The organism is Flavobacterium buctense (assembly GCF_014486695.1).
Taxonomy (GTDB): Bacteria; Bacteroidota; Bacteroidia; order Flavobacteriales; family Flavobacteriaceae; genus Flavobacterium; species Flavobacterium buctense.
Genome location: NZ_JACTAB010000003.1, coordinates 145,137 through 163,171 on the forward strand (window position 1 = coordinate 145,137; position 18,035 = coordinate 163,171).

An 18,035-nucleotide genomic window follows, 5' to 3' on the forward strand; every position below is an offset into this window, starting at 1 on the left:
TACTGTTCCATTAACTAATGAAAACATTCAACCTGCATTTTCTTTTACTGTTTCTGTTCATCTCACCATTGTCATTTTCGCAAGAAGCAGACAATACGGCTATCCTTAAAATCATTTTTACCAAATATTACAAAAATGAAAAAGTCATCGCCAAAGGCAGATTACAACTTTTAAATTTCTATTGTGGCAAAGCTCCGAATAACGAAGAAATACTGGAAGTTATTTCGAAAAACGATTTGCTAAAAAAGAATGCTACTGAAATCAAAAAACAAATTGTAATTGGTCTCAATGAAGATTGGTCAAAGGAATACAATCTCCTATTTGACAACCAACACCAATATCTAAAAAGCAAAGTCAATACCTGTTTGTCTTTAGAAGAATTTCAAAAAGTCTCAGAACAATACGGCGAAAACAACCAACGTTTGCTTATCGTCAATAAACCCATTTACTTTACCAATAGCCAATTTGCATTAGTTAGAGTGGCCTTTTACAGAAATATCGAACACAATAGCGGTCGATTTCTGTTACTCGAAAAAGTCAATGGCGAATGGATAATTAAGGAATATTTAAACGAATGGGCGACTTAATAAGTTTTCAGTCGCAGTCACAGTATTCAGCTAGCAGATAACCTCAATATGAAAATTAAAGAAATACAATCCGTTTTAGAAGAAATGGCGCCTTTGGCTTATGCCGAAGACTTTGACAACGTTGGCCTACTAGTTGGTGATGCCAATACCGAAGCCACCGGAATTTTAGTTTGCCACGATGCTTTAGAAACTGTCATTGACGAAGCTATTGCCAAGAAATGTAATTTGGTGGTTTGCTTCCATCCTATTATTTTTTCTGGGTTGAAGAAAATTACCGGTAAAAATTATGTGGAACGCGTTGTGTTGAAAGCCATCAAAAACGATATCGCCATTTATGCGGTTCATACCGCTTTAGACAATCACAAACACGGTGTAAATAAGATTTTCAGTGATGCTTTAGGTTTAACCCATACCAAAATTTTGGTACCCAAGAAAAACTTCATCCAAAAACTCGTAACCTATACCATTCCGGAAAACATCGAAACTTTACGGAACGCGCTTTTCGATGCCGGAGCCGGAAAAATTGGCAATTACGAAGATTGCAGTTTCAACTCTAAAGGAATCGGAACTTATATGGGCAACGAAGACAGTAATCCTGAAATCGGGAATCGCTTCGAATTTGTGGAAAATGAAGAAATCAAAATCGAAGTGACTTTTGAAAAACATTTGCAATCCAAAGTGCTGAAAGCCTTATTCTCCAATCATGTTTACGAAGAAGTCGCTTATGAAATTTACGAGCTCCAAAATGCAAACCAAAACATAGGTCTTGGCATGATAGGAGAACTCGAAAAACCTATGAGTGAAACTGATTTTCTCGTGTTTGTTAAAGATAAAATGCAATGCGGCGGCATTCGCCACAGTGAATTATTAGGTAAACCAATCCAAAAAGTAGCCGTTCTTGGTGGTTCTGGAAGTTTTGCGATTAGTAATGCCAAACAAGCCGGAGCCGATATTTTTCTGACCGCCGATTTGAAGTACCACAACTTTTATGAAGCTGAAAATCAACTCGTTTTAGCCGATATCGGACACTTTGAAAGCGAAAGATTTACAAAAAATTATATTGTTGATTTTCTTAAGAAAAAAATCCTTAATTTTGCCATCATTTTTTCGGAAGAAAATACAAATCCAGTTAAGTACTTATAAAATATGGCGACTACAAAAGAACTAAGTGTTGAAGACAAATTAAGAGCTATCTACGACCTGCAAATCATAGATACAAGAATTGATGAAATCAGAAACGTTAGAGGAGAATTACCTTTAGAAGTGGAAGATTTAGAAGATGAAGTTACTGGCTTAAGCACTCGTTTAGACAAATTAAAAAGCGATTTGGTTGCAATCGAAGAGCAAATCAAAACTAAAAAAAGTGCCATCGAAGAGCATCAGGCGGCCATCAAAAAATACACCGAACAACAAAAAAATGTTCGTAACAACAGAGAGTTTAACTCTTTAACTAAAGAAGTAGAATTCCAAGAATTGGAAATCCAATTGGCTGAAAAACAAATCAAAGAATTAAAAGCTTCTATCGATCACAAGAAAGAAGTCATTTCTAGTTCGAAAGAAAAATTAGACCAAAAAACTTCGCATTTAAAACACAAAAAAGCTGAGTTGAACGACATCATGGCCGAAACCCAAAAAGAAGAAAACTTCTTAATGGAAAAATCAGCTGAGTTTGAAGCATTAATCGAAGAAAGATTATTAGCGGCTTACAAAAGAATCCGTTCAAGCGTTCGCAACGGTTTAGCAGTAGTTTCAATCGAGCGTGGTGCTTCAGCCGGTTCGTTTTTTACGATTCCACCACAAACCCAAGTAGAAATCGCCGCTCGCAAAAAAATCATCACTGATGAGCACTCAGGAAGAATCTTAGTAGATGCTTCACTAGCAGACGAAGAAAGAGAGAAAATGCAAAAATTATTTGCTCACCTATAATAATTAATCCCGACTCGCTCGGGATTTTTTTATGAAGAAAATCCAGTATTTTTTGATCACCAAAACCGTTGGTTTATACATCAACCTAATCAGCTATTTCTTCCCGGAAAAGGCCAAACAAATCGCCTACGCCATTTTCAGCCAACCGAGAAAAGGAAAAATCAAAAACGGTAAACTGCCCAAAACTTTACAAAACGCCCAACAAGAAACTTTGCATTACAACGGCGAAGATTTCCAAACCTATATTTGGCAAGGTTCCGAAGAGATTATCCTTTTACTTCACGGCTGGGAAAGCAACGCTTCACGCTGGAAAAAACTTTTGAACCAACTAAAACCCTTAGGTAAAACCATCATCGCTATCGATGCACCGGGTCACGGATTAAGCTCGGGCAAAGAATTCAACGCACCACGTTACGCCGAATTCATTCACGTTTTGACCCAAAAATACAACCCCAAAACCCTAATCGGCCATTCTATCGGCGGTGCGGCGATTACTTATTATTTGCACAAATATCCTAACGACCACATCGAGAAAATCGTACTGCTCGGCGCACCGTCAAGCTTCAAAAAAATCAGCGATAACTTTGTCAACATTCTGAGCCTGAACAACAAAATGAAAAACCTTTTAGAAGCTTATTATCAGGAAAAATTCAATATTCATATTAATGAGTTTTCCGGACACCTGTTCGCCAAAAACTTCCCGCAAAAAGCCATCATCGCCCACGATATTCACGATAACGTCATCCTCGTAGAAGAAGGCAGAATGTACGCTTCCGCATGGAAAAATTCGACATACATCGAAACTCAAGGCTTAGGCCACAGCATGCACGACAAAGAATTGTACCAAAAAATAGTAGCATTTGTTTCAGAAGCGTAAAGGCTTGCGCTTTCTTGTTGTCCCTTTTCCCGCTATTCGCGCTACATGGTAGCCGCTTCTATCGGGGCTAGATAGGTTTTGTCTTTTATATCAGTCACTTTAAAAACCTGAAAATCAACACCCCAAAAACAAAACACTTTGGGCAAAAACATCTTTTTAGCTTTTCTGCAAAAAAAGTAGCGACCAAAAACAAATATTTCCTATTTTTAACAAAATCATTACCTATTAACATTACAAACTATTCCAAAACATGAAGATTCTAAAAATACAAGCATTACGCGGACCGAATATCTGGAGTGTACAACGCAAAAAGCTAATCCAAATGCGCTTGGATTTAGAAGAAATGGAACAATTTCCAACCAATAAAATAGAAGGTTTTCGCGAACGCATAGAAGCCATGTTTCCGACCATGATTGAACACCGTTGTTCAGAAGGAACACGTGGCGGATTTTTCTCCAGAATCGAACGCGGTACTTGGATGGGACATGTAATTGAACACATCGCTTTAGAAATTCAAACCCTAGCCGGCATGGAAACCGGTTTCGGAAGAACCCGAGAAACCAAAACTCCGGGAATATACAATGTAGTCTTCAGCTATACCGAAGAAAACGTCGGCATGTTCGCCGCCGAAAGTTCAGTAGCCATAGCCGAAGCCCTAATCGCAGGAACCGAATACGACGTTGAAGGCGATATCCAAAAAATGCGTGAAATTCGCGAACGAGTACGTCTCGGACCTTCAACAGGAAGTATAGTAGATGAAGCGGTTGCCCGAGATATTCCTTGGATAAGATTGGGAACGAATTCCTTAGTACAATTGGGTTACGGTGTAAACCAAATGCGGTTCCAAGCCACCATTACTTGCAAAACCAGCAGCATTGCGGTTGACATTGCTTGTAATAAAGAACAAACCAAAAAAATGCTCGACTTAGCTTCCATTCCGGTAGCCAATGGTGGCATTTGTGTAGACGAAGAAGATTTAGAAGCTACCATCAAAAAAATAGGTTACCCAATCGTAATCAAACCTTTAGACGGTAATCACGGAAAAGGCGCTTCCATTAATGTAGTAACTTGGGAAGATGCCGTTGCCGGATTAGAATACGCCCAAAAATACAGCCGAAGAGTCATTGTAGAAAAATTCATCACCGGTTTCGACTTTAGGGTTTTGGTGATTGACAATAAATTGGTCGCAGCTGCCAAAAGAGAACCGGCACACGTAGTCGGCAACGGAAAAGACACCATTCAATCTTTAATAGAAGAAACCAATAAAGATCCAAGACGTGGTTACGGTCACGAAAATGTCTTAACCCAAATCGACGTCGACCGAGATACTTTAGACTTATTAGAAAAACTAAATTATACCGTTGATTCGGTACCCAAAAATGGTGAAATCGTTTATCTAAAATCAACAGCCAACTTAAGCACAGGCGGAACATCCATAGACGTTACCGATATGATGCATCCGGAAAATATTTTCCTTTGCGAACGTATTTCTCGTGTAATCGGTCTAGACATTTGTGGTGTCGATATCATGGCGGAAAATTTAACCCAACCCTTAAAAGAAAACGGCGGTTGTATCTTGGAAGTTAATGCTGCTCCTGGATTCCGAATGCACTTAGCGCCAAGCGAAGGTTTGCCTAGAAACGTAGCCGCACCGGTAATCGACATGCTTTATCCTCCGGGAAAACCAAGTCGCATTCCGATTATAGCCGTAACCGGAACCAACGGAAAAACCACCACTACCCGATTATTGGCACACATTGTAAAAAATAACGGTTACAAAGTGGGTTTCACTACTTCCGATGGAATCTATGTGCAAAACCACATGATGGAAAAAGGCGACACCACCGGACCACTTTCGGCTGAATACATTTTAAAAGATCCAACGGTAGAATTTGCCGTTTTAGAAACCGCTCGCGGTGGAATCCTTCGCTCCGGTTTAGGTTTCAGCCGTTGTGATATTGCGATTATAACCAACATACAGGAAGACCATTTAGGTTTGGCTGACATTCACACTTTAGACGATTTGGCACGCGTAAAAGCGACGGTTGTCCGTTCTGTAAAAAAAGACGGTTGGGCCATTCTAAACGCCGAAGACGAACAATGTTTGAAAATCGCCAACGAGTTAAGTTGCAACATCGCCTATTTCAGTATGGATGAAAACAACCCAAAAGTACAGCAATTTGCCAAAGAAGGAAAAGTAGTAGCCGTTTATGAAAACGGTTATATTACCATCAAAAAAGGCGAATGGAAAATCAGAGTGGAGCGCGCAACACACGTGCCGTTGACTTTGGGCGGAAAAGCAAAATTCATGATTGCCAATGCTTTAGCAGCCACTTTAGCCGCTTATTTACAAGGATTCAAAACGGAAGACATTAGTTTGTCTTTGCAAACGTTTATTCCGAGTGCAGCACAAACTCCGGGTCGTATGAATATTTTTGAGTTTAAGAAATTCAAAGTGTTAATCGACTTTGCTCACAATCCTTCGGGATATAAAGGAGTTGAAGAATATTTAACGTCCGTAGAAGCGACAAAAAAAATCGGAATCATTGCCGGAGTTGGTGACCGAAGAGACGAAGACATCAGAGAATGTGCCACCATCGCCGCTCGCATGTTTGACCATATCATCATTCGCCAAGAAAAATACCTACGCGGCAGAACCGAAGAAGAAATCATCGGACTGATTATGGAAGGCATCAACGCTTCGGGTAGAACAGTCACTCACGAAATCATCGCCAAAGAAGTCGAAGCCATCAAACACGCCATCAACAGCGCGCAAGACGGTACATTCATTACGGCTTTAAGCGACGTGGTAACCAACGCCATTGACATTGTTCAGGAATACTTGGACAAAGAAAATGAGGATGGAAACATTTAAAAATTAAAATGCTAAAATAATAAATCCCAATTTCCAATAGGTTTTTGGGATTTTTTAAACCCTAAAAAAATGAAACAACTTCAGGATATTCTCAACCAAATCGAAAACCACATTCCGCATCACGAAAAATCGAATGAGCAGGTTTCGCAATCTACCATTGGTTGGCAATTAGACCATAGTTTGATTGTGATTAACAGCGTTGTTTCCCAAATGAAAAGCTCCAATCCTGAAAACTATAAATGGAAATTTAAATGGATTCGAACCTTTATTCAAATCACCAACAAAATTCCAAGAGGCAAAGTCAGAGTGCCAAAATCTGTCAAACCCGTTGACGTTGCTACGGTTGAAGAATTAAAATCCAAATTGCAACAAGCTAGAAATGGTATTGCTGAATTGGAGAACCTTCATCCAAACAATTATTTTACACATCCGTTTTTTGGAGATTTGAATCTTAAACGCACCATTTGGTTCCTAAAACTACACACCAATCACCATTTAAAAATCGTTAATGACATCATAAACAAAGGATAATTTTAAAAAAAGATTATCCTTTTTTTATACATTTACGGCGCTAAATTTCAACCTTATGAACAAAAAATTATTCGTGGCATTACTGTGTTTTGTGGCCACAACTGCTTTCGGACAACTTAAAAAAATTACGCTTGAAGAATCTGTTTTACAACAAGGTCGTGCATTCAGAGCCGATGGTTTAACCGGTTTTCAATGGATTCCGAATACCAACAAATACGTGTTTTATACCGATACTTGGACCAAAATGAAATCAGCTTCTACGACTAACGATGCTGCAACAGAATTGGTTACTTTGGCTGACTTGAATACCGCATTGGGAACCAAATTAAAAAACTTCTTTGGTTTGCAATGGATTGATGCTAACACCTTTATGGTAACTGAAAACGGAAAATATTACCGTTATAATCTAACAACCAAAAGTGGAAAGCAAACCCAACAAGCACCGGAAACTGCTGAAAACAATACATTTGATAGCAATAAAGTAAACTTGGCTTTTACCGAAGGAAACAATTTGTACTTCCTAAACAGTAAAGGTGAAAAAGTTACGGTAACCAACGAAACCAACAAAGGAATCGTATCAGGACAATCTATTGCACGTAACGAATTCGGCATTAGCAACGGTATTTTCTGGTCACCAAAAGCTTCCTTTTTAGCTTTCTACCAAAAAGACGAAACCGAAGTAGCTGATTATCCTTTATTAAACATCAACGAAACACCGGGCCAATTGGTCAACATCAAATACCCGATGATTGGACAAAAAAGTGAAAAACCACGCGTTGGGATTTACAATTTGGCCACTCAAAAAACCGTGTTCATCACGCCAAGAGGCAATCAAGACGACTATTTAACCAACTTGTCTTGGACACCCGACGAAAAATATGTTTTGATAGCCGAATTAAATCGCGGCCAAAATGATATGAATTTAAATCTGTATGATGCCAATTCAGGCTCTTTCGTAAGAACTATTTTAAACGAAAAAAATCCACGTTGGGTTGAACCCGAACACGATGCTTTCTTCCCGAACGCTAAGTCTAACAACTTTGTTTGGTTCAGTGAAAAAGACGGTTTCCCAAATATGTATTACTACTCTATCGAAGGAAAATTAATCAAGCAATTGACCAATAACCCATTCGTAGTGCGCGATATCATTGGTACCAATACAACCGGAACTGAGATTTATTTCAAAGCGACCGGTCCAAACCCAACGAATATGTTGGTTTATAAAGTCGATTTAAAAGGCAAACAAACCTTAATCACCAAAGACCAAGGCGTTCACAATGTGATTCCGAGTAGTGATGGGAATTGGTTTTTTGACGAATTTTCGAATCACGATACGCCATCTAAATCGTTATTGTATGACAAAGGTTTGAAAGCCAAAACACTTTTGGTAAGCAAAAATAAATATGAAGGTTACGAAATTGGTTCAGCCGAAATCAAAACCATCAAAGCTGCCGACGGAACAACCGATTTATACACGCGTTTGATTAAGCCGAGTAATTTTGACCCAACCAAAAAATATCCGGTTTTAGTTTACGTTTATGGCGGTCCACATGCGCAAATGATTACCAATTCGTACCTAGATGGAGCCAATTTATGGATGTATTGGATGGCCGAACAAGGCTATTTGGTTTTCACGGTTGACAATCGCGGTTCGGACAACAGAGGTTTTGCTTTTGAAAGCATTATCCATGGTAATTTAGGCACCAACGAAATGGACGACCAATTAAAAGGTGTCGATTATTTGAAATCATTACCATATGTTGACGGTAATCGCTTAGCTGTTCACGGATGGAGTTACGGCGGATTCATGACGACTTCTTTAATGTTACGCAAAGCCGATACGTTTAAAGTAGGCGTTGCCGGCGGACCGGTTATCGACTGGAAATGGTATGAAGTGATGTACGGCGAGCGTTACATGGACACACCAACAGAAAACCCAAAAGGATTTGAAGAAACTACTGTTTACAATTACGTAAAGAATCTAAAAGGCAAACTGCTTTTAATTCACGGAACCAACGATGATGTGGTAGTGGAACAACACAATTTGTCTCTAGTCAAAAAGTTCGTTGAAGCCGGAAAACAGGTAGATTATTTCCCTTACCCAATGCACAAACACAATGTAAGCGGCAAAGACCGCGTGCATTTGATACAGAAAGTTTTGAACTACGTGATTGAGAATAATAAGTAGGAGCTAATCCCGCTTTCCGCTATATCTTTTTCGTCAGTTCGAATGCGGTGACAAGCGAATAAAGAGAAGACGAAAAAGGATGCCGCTCCAATCGGGGCTAAAAAAAATCCCAAAATCCAACACATTCATTGGATTTTGGGATTTCTTATTTCTCCCGATACTTCGGGATAAAACTATTACGTTTTCTGTGGTTTCTTTCTCGCTGCCGGAAATAAAACATTGTTTAAAATCAATCTAAAACCCGGAGATGTTGGATGTAAATCTAAAACCGTTGGCTCATCGCCTACTCGATGCTGATAATCTTCCGGATCATGACCGCCGTAAAAGGTAAAGAAGCCTTTTCCTTTTTGACCGTGAATGTAACGCGCTTCGTCGTTTAATTCGTTTTTACCCAAAGTCAATACGTTGGATTTAATTAAATTACTGTCGAAAGAAGTGGTTTGTCCCATAAAACCTTTGACCAATTGCGTGTGGTTTTGGCACAACATACTCGGAATCACATCCCATTTGGCAGAGAATTCCATTAAGGTGAAATAATCTTTTTCAAACGGAATTCGGCGTTTCTCCGTCATATCAATATCTGAGAACTCATAGTGTTCCGGTTTTCGGTCTAAAATAAAATTCTTAAAGGCAAACGTTTTATTGTAATCTATTTGCGATTGGTAGTTGGCATCGCTATTGTCGCCGTCAAACATCGGTTCGCAAATATCAACGCCTTCGGCAGAAAGCGCAATATCAAAACTATCCGTAGCTGAACACATGGCAAACATAAATCCGCCACCAATTACGAAGTCGCGTATTTTTTTGGCCACAGCCAATTTCTCATTCGATACTTTAGGAAAACCTAATTTAGTAGCCAAAGCTTCCGCATCTTTCTTTTGCTCGATATACCAAGGTGCATTTCGATAAGCGCCGTAAAACTTTCCATATTGACCGGTGAAATCTTCATGGTGTAAATGCAACCAATCGTATAAAATCAATTGGTCACTCAAGACTTCTTCGTCATAAACCACTTTAAACGGAATTTCGGCATAAGTCAATACCATCGTTACCGCATCGTCCCAAGGTTGTTTCCCCGGTGGCGAATAGACTGCAATTTTGGGTGCTTTTTCTAAAACTACGGTTTCCATATTTTGTGACGGACTCGCTATTTCAGCTAAAATATTCTGCATTTCTCCATCAGACAACACTTCAAAACTCACACCTCGAATTTGACATTCTTTGCGAATTTCGGCTACATCGGGTAATAAAAAAGAACCACCGCGGTAGTTTAACAACCAACTCGCTTTGTATTGTTTGTCTAGAGCCCAATAGGTAATTCCGTAGGCTTTGAGATGGTTTTTTTGTGACACTTCATCCATGGGCAACAATAAAAAATTGGCCTTAACGGAAAAGGAAAGCAGTATAAAGAAAATATAAAGTGACTTTTTAAACATTTCAAGTAATATTACAACCCAAAGATAACAGATTTACTGTGAACTAAATCATAAAAAAATCCCGAGATTATCGGGATTATATTTATTAGAATGGTACATCGCTGTCGTCGTCATTGTTGATATTGCTTCCGAAAGCTTCATTGGGCGATGGCAAGTTCTTCGTCATAAACGGATTATCATCATGGTTCATTTTCGAAGGTAAATCGTCAAATCCGCCTCCGTATTCTTCTAAGTTATCAAACTTACCAAGGTTTCCGATGAATTTCAGTCGGATATTTTCTAGCGAACCATTTCTGTGTTTGGCGATGATAAACTCGGCCTGACCGGCAGTTGGTGATTGTTCGTCGTCATCCCATTCGTCAATTTTGTAGTATTCCGGACGGTAGATAAACGATACGATATCGGCATCTTGCTCAATCGCACCGGATTCACGTAAGTCGGATAACAAAGGTCTTTTGCTCGAACCACGGGTTTCCACGGCACGCGATAACTGTGATAACGCAATTACCGGCACTTCCAACTCTTTTGCTAGTGCTTTTAAGTTTCTTGAAATGGTGGAGATTTCCTGTTCACGGTTTCCGCCACCTTTGCCGTTGCTTCCGCCTGCGGTCATCAATTGAAGGTAATCGACTATTATCATCTTGATGCCGTGTTGTGACGACAGACGTCTTGCTTTAGCTCTTAAATCGAAGATAGAAAGCGATGGCGTATCGTCAATATACAAAGGTGCCTTTTCTAAGTCTTTTACTTTGGTAGACAATTGTTCCCATTCGTGTTTTTCGAGTTTTCCGGTTCTCAGTTTTTCCGAAGACAAACCGGTTTCCGAAGAAATCAAACGGGTGATTAATTGCACGGAGGACATCTCCAATGAAAATAAGGCTACGGGATGACCAAAGTCGATTGCAATGTTTCTGGCCATCGACAATACGAATGCCGTTTTACCCATACCCGGACGAGCGGCAATAATGATTAAATCAGAGGGTTGCCAACCGGAAGTTACTTTGTCTAGTTTTTCAAAACCGGTAGCGATACCGCTGAGTCCTTCTTTATTGGCAATTTCTTCAATTCTTTTTTTGGCTTGGATGACCAAACTTTGGGCGGTTTCCGAGCTTCGTTTGATGTTGCCTTGGGTAACTTCGTATAATTTGGATTCCGCTTTGTCTAATAAATCGAATACATCTGTGGACTCGTCGTAGGATTCTTCGATAATTTCAGAAGAGATTTTGATTAAGCTTCGTTGGATATATTTCTGCAAAATAATTCTAGAGTGAAATTCAATGTGCGCTGAAGAAGATATCTTTTGCGTGAGCTGAATCAAGTAAAAATCACCACCGGCTAAATCTAGTTTTCCGCTCTTTTTTAACTGCGCTGAAACTGTTAACAAGTCAATAGGTTGAGAATCTGTGAATAACTGAAAAATCGCTTCAAAAATGTGTTTGTGAGCGTCTTTGTAAAAGGCATCGGGTTGGAGAATATCGATTACCTCATCCACTCCTTTTTTATCAATCATCATCGCACCCAATACGGCCTCCTCTAAATCCATCGCTTGTGGCGGGAGTTTTCCTTTTTCCAGATTGATGATCGTAGTTTTATCTACTTTGATAGGGTTAATATTTCTGAGATTTTCCATGAAACGAAAGTAGCTATTTTTATAAAATTTATTGAATTGAGTTATTCAAAACCATTGTTTATAAGTTTGTGTTTTTTGTTGATAACCAAAAAAAAATCCGAAACCATAGGGCTTCGGATTTCAGCTTTATTTTGTGAGATTTATTCCTTGTATTCGCCCATCTTACTGTATTTATCCATCCTTTGCGCCACTAATTCTGCTGTTGATAAATCTTTCAACTCATTAAAGGCTTTCATGATATATTGTTCAACCGTTTTAAAAGTAGTTTCTTTATCGTAATGAGCGCCACCTAATGGTTCCGGAATTACATCATCCACTAGTTTCATTTTTTTCATATCGGATGAAGTCAGTTTTAAGGCTTCGGCTGCTTGTTCTTTGTATTCCCAGCTTTTCCATAAGATTGACGAACAAGATTCCGGAGAAATAACCGAATACCAAGTGTTTTCCATCATTAAAACTCTATCACCAACGCCTATTCCTAAAGCGCCACCGGATGCACCTTCACCAATAATCACGCATATAATTGGCACTTTTAAACGCACCATTTCTAAAATATTTCTGGCAATGGCTTCTCCTTGTCCGCGTTCTTCTGCTTCTAAACCCGGAAATGCTCCTGGTGTATCAATCAAAGTTACTACAGGAATATTAAATTTTTCCGCCATTTTCATCAAACGCAATGCTTTTCTATAGCCTTCAGGACTGGCCATTCCGAAATTACGCAACTGACGCATTTTGGTATTGATTCCTTTTTGTTGTCCTATTAGCATGAACGATTGCCCGTCAATTCGACCTAAACCACCAATCATGGCCTTGTCATCTTTGAAATTTCTGTCGCCAAACATTTCTAAGAAAGTACCTTTGGTTAGGTTTGTAATGTGTTCAAGAGTGTAAGGTCGGTTAGGATGACGTGACAATTGTACACGTTGCCAAGCGGTTAGGTTTTTATAGATTTTCCTTTTGGTTTCCTCTAATTTTTTTTCAATTTGTTTGCAAGTAGCGGTGACATCAACATTGGATTCGGCACCGATGATTTGACATTTATCGAGTTGATCTTCTAGTTCCTTGATAGGAAGTTCAAAATCCAAATATTCCATAGGGTTGTTTGTTTTGTTTAATCGAATAGCAAATATAAAATTTTAAATTGTGATAAAAAGCAAATCATAGGGATTAGTTTTAAACAAAAATTAACCTTTGTTTGACCTTAACTTAATTCTTTCTTTCTACTCTTTATGATGGCATTTATGATTACGGTCATTAAAATAATTACCGCACCAATGTAGAATTCAAAACTCATTTTTTCTTTTTCTTTGAAGATTAAAACCGCTAAAATAATTCCATAAATAGGTTCCAAATTGATGGTCAACATTACAGTATACGGACTTAAAAATTTCATCACTGCCGTTGAAGCGATAAAAGCATAAGCGGTACAAACTGAGCTTAAAATCAATAAATACAATAAATCTTTGGCAGAAAGTTGGAAAAATTCTGGACTGAAACTACCAAAAAACAACAATAGAAAAGAGAAAAACACCACGCCACCGCTGAGTTCATAAAAGGAAATCACCGTTGCATCATATGATTTTACTAATCGACTGTTGATTACCGCAAACAAAGCTGAAAGAAAAGCTGAAATTAAAGCAAATCCGATTCCGAATAAGTAATTGTTCCCACCGTTAAAAATAGCCTTTAGTAAGCCTTCCGTTCCGGTATCGGCAGAAACGGCTACGAAGTACAATCCAACTATAGCAACTAAACCGGAAAGTAATTCGTACCAAACAATCTTTTTGCCGTATAAAATTGGTTCCAATATTGAGGCAAATAATGCGCCGGTGGAAAGACAAGCCAGCGTTATAGAAACGTTGGAAATTTTAATCGCGTGAAAAAAAGTAAACCAATGTAAAGCAATGATTAATCCGGAAAAAAGGAATTGAAAAAGTATTTTGGTTGGTACTTTTAACGGTAACTTTTTGTAGTAAATGTATATCGCGATAAAACCAACGGCAAACAACATCCGAAACCAAACTAAGGGTAAAGCATCAAGAGTAATTAAAGCACCAAGTATGGCCGTAAATCCCCAAATGAATACAATCAAATGAAGATGTAAATAGCTCTTTAGATTATCGTTTGGCATTTCTTAAAAGATAAATCGCTAAGAGTCCGAATACAATATTGGGTGTCCAAACCGCTAACATTGGTGGTGCAGTAGATTTTTCGGCGAGTACTCCAAATACTTTATCCATAAAGACAAAAGCAAAAGCCAATACGATGCCTATAGCCAAGTTGGCTCCCATTCCGCCTCGGCGTTTCATGGCCGAAACCGCTACAGCAATAATGGTTAGAATAAAAGCGGAAACCGGAATACTATACTTTTTATACAATACCACTAAATAAGTATTGATATTGGAAGAACCACGGGCTTTCTCTTTATCGATGAACTTATGCAATTCGTTTAATGGCAAAGTTTCCGCTATATACACCACCGGTGTCAAATCTTCTAAATCAAATTTAAAAACGGTGTCTTTTTTTTCGCCTCTTTCGATGATATCGCCAAACTCACCTACTTTTCTTTTGCTGTAGTTGAATAAAGTGTAGTTTTTAGTTTTCTCATTCCATTTGATTCGGTTGGCGACTAATTTGTATTTTAACTTGTCTCCTTCAAACTTCTCCAAAGTAAAATTGAAAGCCATTTTAGAAGTTTCATTAAAATTAGTTACAAAAAGGTATTCGTCTTTGCTGATTTGTCGAAACACATCTGAGTTATCTCGAACCTCATTGTGTCCGTTACCTATAAGATACTTGTACCTAAAATTCTTAAATCCGGCACTTGCGCTAGGTACCAAAAAGATACTCATGATTAGGGCAAAAACAGACACTATGGTAGCGCCGACGATATAAGGTCGCATAAATCTAGTAAAGGAAATTCCTGAACTTAAAATGGCAATAATCTCAGTGTTGTTGGCCAACTTAGAAGTAAACCAAATCACTGACAGGAATAAAAAGATAGGAAATAATAAATTGGCAAAATAAATCGTAAAATCAAGATAGTACCAAGCAATTTCCTTGAAAGGCACTTTGTTTTCAATCATTCTGTTGACTTTTTCCGAAACATCAATCACGATTCCGATAGGAATAAACATCAGCAACATCACGGAGAATGTCGCTAAGTATCGTTTAAGGATGTATTTGTCAATTATTTTTAACATAAATAGTTGGTTTCGGGTCAGGATTTTGGGTTCAAGGTTTCGGTTATAATAAACTTGAAACTTTTAACAAGCAACTCGGAACATTACAATCGTTGGCTCATTTGTTTTACCATCATGTCTTTCCAAGTTCTGAAATCACCGGCTAAGATATGCTTTCTGGCTTCACGAACCAACCACATATAAAAGCCTAAATTATGAATAGTAGCAATTTGCTTCCCTAAATATTCATTGGCTGCGAATAAGTGACGCAAATAGGCTTTGGTATATTCGGTATCCACGAAAGTATGACCCATTTCGTCTATCGGAGAAAAATCGTCTTCCCATTTTTTGTTTTTAATGTTGATTGTACCGTTTGCTGTAAATAACATTCCGTTTCTGGCGTTACGGGTTGGCATCACACAATCAAACATATCAATGCCTAAAGCGATGTTTTCTAAGATGTTTATTGGCGTTCCGACACCCATTAAATACCTTGGTTTGTCTTGTGGCAAAATAGCGGTAACTACTTCTGTCATGGCATACATTTCTTCGGCAGGTTCCCCAACAGATAAACCACCGATAGCGTTGCCTTGAGCTCCGGAATTGGCAATATATTCTGCAGATTGTGCTCTTAAATCTTTGTAAGTACTTCCTTGAACGATTGGGAAAAATGTTTGCTCGTAACCATACTTAAACGGTAACTTTTCCAAATGATTGATACAACGATCTAACCAACGATGTGTCATGTGCATGGAACGTTGGGCATATCGGTAATCACAAGGATATGGGGTACATTCGTCAAAAGCCATAATGATATCGGCACCAATAGTACGTTGGATTTCCATCACATTTTCGGGTGTAAAAACGTGGTACGAACCATCGATGTGCGATTTGAATTTTACGCCTTCTTCTTTAATTTTTCTATTGGCCGATAGCGAATACACTTGGTAACCACCACTATCGGTTAGGATATTCCTGTCCCAATTCATGAACTTGTGCAAACCACCGGCTTTTTCGAGGATTTCAGTTTGTGGACGAAGGTATAAATGGTAAGTATTCCCAAGAATAATATCGGGATTGATTTCTTCTTTTAACTCGCGTTGGTGAACTCCTTTTACAGAAGCTACGGTACCAACGGGCATAAATATAGGAGTTTCAATTACGCCATGGTCGGTTGTGATACTTCCGGCACGGGCGCTTGAATTAGGATCTTTGGCTAATAAATCAAATTGCATATGTTTCTTTTACAGTCGGCAAAGATAAAAGAATTGTGATTTAGGTATTAGGATTTAGGATTTTATTTAACACTACAAATAGGTGTCCTAATGGTTATTATTGATAAAGTTTATTTTCAGCCCTTTATTATATACATTTTGGGTATCTTTTTAGAACTGTTTTCATACACTATCCATACCTTTACTATACTTTATTTATGGATTAATCCTAGTTGAAAATTGAGTCGAATTATAAATTTAGTAAAGCTTAATAAACTTAGAATAAGTTTTTTTAGTAGATTAGCTTTTTACCAAAATAGCCTATTATGAAAGCCGCTTTTATTACGTTGTTATTTTTTTTATCCCTTAACAGTTCTTCGCAACAGCTTGTAAACTATACTATTGACCAAGATGCTTCTCTACTTTTACCGGAGAACAGTGTTGTGACGGATAGTGTAGGTCAAAAAATGATAAAAGGCACTATCGGTGGTGTGAACATAGTTTTCTTAAAGGCTAAGGAACAAAATACGAAAGTTGTTTTAGAAGAGGAATCCGATTTAGTAGATTTCTATATCGGATTTCAGAAAGGTTATGCAAAATCCGTTTATGGAAAGATTGTTAAGGACAAAATAGTCGATGTTGGTCATTTAAAAGGCTCTTTGTTTGAATGCCGGTCGAAAATGAACAATCTTAATTTAACCATTGATTGTTTGGTAGTATTTTTAAACAATTACGCCTATACCGTTCAGTTTTTCAACATCGGTTCGACTCCAGCTGACTATGAAACACAAAAAAAAGCGGTCATTTCTTCTTTGCAATTTCGTGATGGCTTAACTATAAACCATCAATTAACAGCTTCAGTGGAAGATTCTATGGCTTATAAAATTGGGGAAGTTGTGGGTTATTTTATAGGTGTTGCTGTGCTGGTTATTCTTATTTGGTTCATCCTTAAAAAGAAAAAGGATAGAAAATACAACGGCACATAAACCAATACATTTCAAAAAAACAACCTTACATCCCTTCAAGGTTGTTTAGTAAATAGTGGTTAAGATTGGTTAAGCGTTTTTCTATTACATTTAAGACGTTGCTTTATAATTTTCCAAATGATGATCCAGTAATTCTTTGAGTGATTCTCTGTAATCGTGAACGTGGTGTTTTTTCAACATATAATTCACCCCAAGGTCTAAAAACTGCTTGACTAACTTTTTAGGATAGGCTCCGGAAACCATGACTATCGGAATCTTTTTTAACGAGTCAGATTTTTTGATGATTTCTAAAATCTCCTGACCGTTGAGGATGGGCATGTGTATATCAAGAAAAATCATGTCGGGTTTTTGGATTTCGGTTTCTAACACCAAGAGCATGATTCTGCCTGCTGTAAATCCGCGAACGGTATGCCCTAATTCTTCCGCAATCTCTTTAAAGAAGTCTAAATCTTCTTCATCATCATCTAAATAAAAAAGTAATTGTGAATTTTTCATAGCCATTTTTCTTTGATTATAAAATTAATTGAACGCCAAACAATGTTTGTTACAGAATATTACACTTTTCTTATAGGATTTCAATCTCAAGATGTCAGGCAGATTGAT

General features: G+C 38.1%; 15 protein-coding genes. 8 read left to right on the forward strand and 7 right to left on the reverse strand.

The window, feature by feature from the left end; translation table 11 throughout:
* The first annotated feature begins 17 nt into the window (after nt 1-17).
* From ICG50_RS06465 to ICG50_RS06495, 7 genes are all read left to right on the forward strand, one after another.
* Nucleotides 18-587, forward strand: a complete 570-nt coding sequence (locus ICG50_RS06465) for a hypothetical protein (protein WP_187660095.1) — start codon at nt 18-20, stop codon at nt 585-587.
* A gap of 48 nt (nt 588-635) precedes the next feature.
* On the forward strand, nt 636-1,730 hold the full coding sequence (locus ICG50_RS06470) for a Nif3-like dinuclear metal center hexameric protein (protein WP_187660096.1): 1,095 nt from the start codon (nt 636-638) through the stop codon (nt 1,728-1,730).
* Nucleotides 1,731-1,733: 3 nt separating this feature from the next.
* Nucleotides 1,734-2,513 (forward strand): zinc ribbon domain-containing protein, encoded by a 780-nt coding sequence (locus ICG50_RS06475; protein ID WP_187660097.1) that lies wholly within the window; start codon nt 1,734-1,736, stop codon nt 2,511-2,513.
* A gap of 31 nt (nt 2,514-2,544) precedes the next feature.
* The gene (locus ICG50_RS06480) at nt 2,545-3,390 is read left to right on the forward strand and encodes an alpha/beta fold hydrolase (protein ID WP_187660098.1); all 846 of its coding nucleotides are present in this window, start codon (nt 2,545-2,547) and stop codon (nt 3,388-3,390) included.
* Between the two features lie 250 nt (nt 3,391-3,640).
* Nucleotides 3,641-6,265 carry a cyanophycin synthetase gene (gene cphA, locus ICG50_RS06485; protein ID WP_187660099.1) on the forward strand — a complete coding sequence of 875 codons (2,625 nt, stop codon included), beginning with the start codon at nt 3,641-3,643 and terminating at the stop codon, nt 6,263-6,265.
* Between the two features lie 69 nt (nt 6,266-6,334).
* Entirely contained in the window at nt 6,335-6,796 is a 462-nt protein-coding gene (locus ICG50_RS06490) for a DinB family protein (RefSeq protein ID WP_187660100.1), read from the forward strand.
* A gap of 55 nt (nt 6,797-6,851) precedes the next feature.
* Complete coding sequence (locus ICG50_RS06495) at nt 6,852-8,984, forward strand: S9 family peptidase (RefSeq protein ID WP_187660101.1); 2,133 nt, start codon at nt 6,852-6,854, stop codon at nt 8,982-8,984.
* A gap of 176 nt (nt 8,985-9,160) precedes the next feature.
* Here ICG50_RS06495 and ICG50_RS06500 read toward each other — a convergent pair whose 3' ends face one another.
* The 6 genes from ICG50_RS06500 to tgt form a co-directional block, all read right to left on the reverse strand.
* Nucleotides 9,161-10,420 carry an asparagine synthetase B gene (locus tag ICG50_RS06500; RefSeq protein ID WP_187660102.1) on the reverse strand — a complete coding sequence of 420 codons (1,260 nt, stop codon included), beginning with the start codon at nt 10,418-10,420 and terminating at the stop codon, nt 9,161-9,163.
* 85 nt (nt 10,421-10,505) lie between these two features.
* On the reverse strand, nt 10,506-12,050 hold the full coding sequence (gene dnaB, locus ICG50_RS06505) for a replicative DNA helicase (RefSeq protein ID WP_187660103.1): 1,545 nt from the start codon (nt 12,048-12,050) through the stop codon (nt 10,506-10,508).
* 140 nt (nt 12,051-12,190) lie between these two features.
* Nucleotides 12,191-13,144 (reverse strand): acetyl-CoA carboxylase carboxyltransferase subunit alpha, encoded by a 954-nt coding sequence (locus ICG50_RS06510; protein WP_187660104.1) that lies wholly within the window; start codon nt 13,142-13,144, stop codon nt 12,191-12,193.
* Nucleotides 13,145-13,251: 107 nt separating this feature from the next.
* Nucleotides 13,252-14,181 (reverse strand): DMT family transporter, encoded by a 930-nt coding sequence (locus tag ICG50_RS06515; protein WP_187660105.1) that lies wholly within the window; start codon nt 14,179-14,181, stop codon nt 13,252-13,254.
* Nucleotides 14,168-15,253: an LptF/LptG family permease gene (locus tag ICG50_RS06520; protein ID WP_187660106.1), complete on the reverse strand. Its 1,086-nt coding sequence runs from the start codon at nt 15,251-15,253 to the stop codon at nt 14,168-14,170. The genes ICG50_RS06515 and ICG50_RS06520 overlap by 14 nt, the downstream gene beginning before the upstream one ends.
* 83 nt (nt 15,254-15,336) lie before the next feature.
* Nucleotides 15,337-16,467, reverse strand: a complete 1,131-nt coding sequence (gene tgt, locus ICG50_RS06525) for a tRNA guanosine(34) transglycosylase Tgt (RefSeq protein WP_187660107.1) — start codon at nt 16,465-16,467, stop codon at nt 15,337-15,339.
* A gap of 305 nt (nt 16,468-16,772) precedes the next feature.
* On the opposite strand from tgt, the gene ICG50_RS06530 reads away from it, so the two are divergent.
* A complete protein-coding gene (locus ICG50_RS06530; protein WP_187660108.1) occupies nt 16,773-17,432 on the forward strand; it encodes a hypothetical protein in 660 nt (219 codons plus the stop codon).
* A gap of 90 nt (nt 17,433-17,522) precedes the next feature.
* Here ICG50_RS06530 and ICG50_RS06535 read toward each other — a convergent pair whose 3' ends face one another.
* On the reverse strand, nt 17,523-17,927 hold the full coding sequence (locus ICG50_RS06535; protein ID WP_187660109.1) for a response regulator: 405 nt from the start codon (nt 17,925-17,927) through the stop codon (nt 17,523-17,525).
* Nucleotides 17,928-18,035 lie beyond the last annotated feature (108 nt).

Excerpts from the sequence above, each read along its gene's own strand:
- ICG50_RS06495 (WP_187660101.1), top strand. The coding sequence starts at position 6,852 with ATGAACAAAAAATTATTCGTGGCATTACTGTGTTTTGTGGCCACAACT.
- ICG50_RS06535 (WP_187660109.1), bottom strand. The coding sequence starts at position 17,927 with ATGAAAAATTCACAATTACTTTTTTATTTAGATGATGATGAAGAAGAT.
- ICG50_RS06480 (WP_187660098.1), top strand. The coding sequence starts at position 2,545 with ATGAAGAAAATCCAGTATTTTTTGATCACCAAAACCGTTGGTTTATAC.
- ICG50_RS06465 (WP_187660095.1), top strand. The coding sequence starts at position 18 with ATGAAAACATTCAACCTGCATTTTCTTTTACTGTTTCTGTTCATCTCA.
- ICG50_RS06500 (WP_187660102.1), bottom strand. The coding sequence starts at position 10,420 with ATGTTTAAAAAGTCACTTTATATTTTCTTTATACTGCTTTCCTTTTCC.
- tgt (WP_187660107.1), bottom strand. The coding sequence starts at position 16,467 with ATGCAATTTGATTTATTAGCCAAAGATCCTAATTCAAGCGCCCGTGCC.
- ICG50_RS06520 (WP_187660106.1), bottom strand. The coding sequence starts at position 15,253 with ATGTTAAAAATAATTGACAAATACATCCTTAAACGATACTTAGCGACA.
- cphA (WP_187660099.1), top strand. The coding sequence starts at position 3,641 with ATGAAGATTCTAAAAATACAAGCATTACGCGGACCGAATATCTGGAGT.
- ICG50_RS06475 (WP_187660097.1), top strand. The coding sequence starts at position 1,734 with ATGGCGACTACAAAAGAACTAAGTGTTGAAGACAAATTAAGAGCTATC.
- dnaB (WP_187660103.1), bottom strand. The coding sequence starts at position 12,050 with ATGGAAAATCTCAGAAATATTAACCCTATCAAAGTAGATAAAACTACG.
- ICG50_RS06530 (WP_187660108.1), top strand. The coding sequence starts at position 16,773 with ATGAAAGCCGCTTTTATTACGTTGTTATTTTTTTTATCCCTTAACAGT.
- ICG50_RS06510 (WP_187660104.1), bottom strand. The coding sequence starts at position 13,144 with ATGGAATATTTGGATTTTGAACTTCCTATCAAGGAACTAGAAGATCAA.
- ICG50_RS06470 (WP_187660096.1), top strand. The coding sequence starts at position 636 with ATGAAAATTAAAGAAATACAATCCGTTTTAGAAGAAATGGCGCCTTTG.
- ICG50_RS06515 (WP_187660105.1), bottom strand. The coding sequence starts at position 14,181 with ATGCCAAACGATAATCTAAAGAGCTATTTACATCTTCATTTGATTGTA.
- ICG50_RS06490 (WP_187660100.1), top strand. The coding sequence starts at position 6,335 with ATGAAACAACTTCAGGATATTCTCAACCAAATCGAAAACCACATTCCG.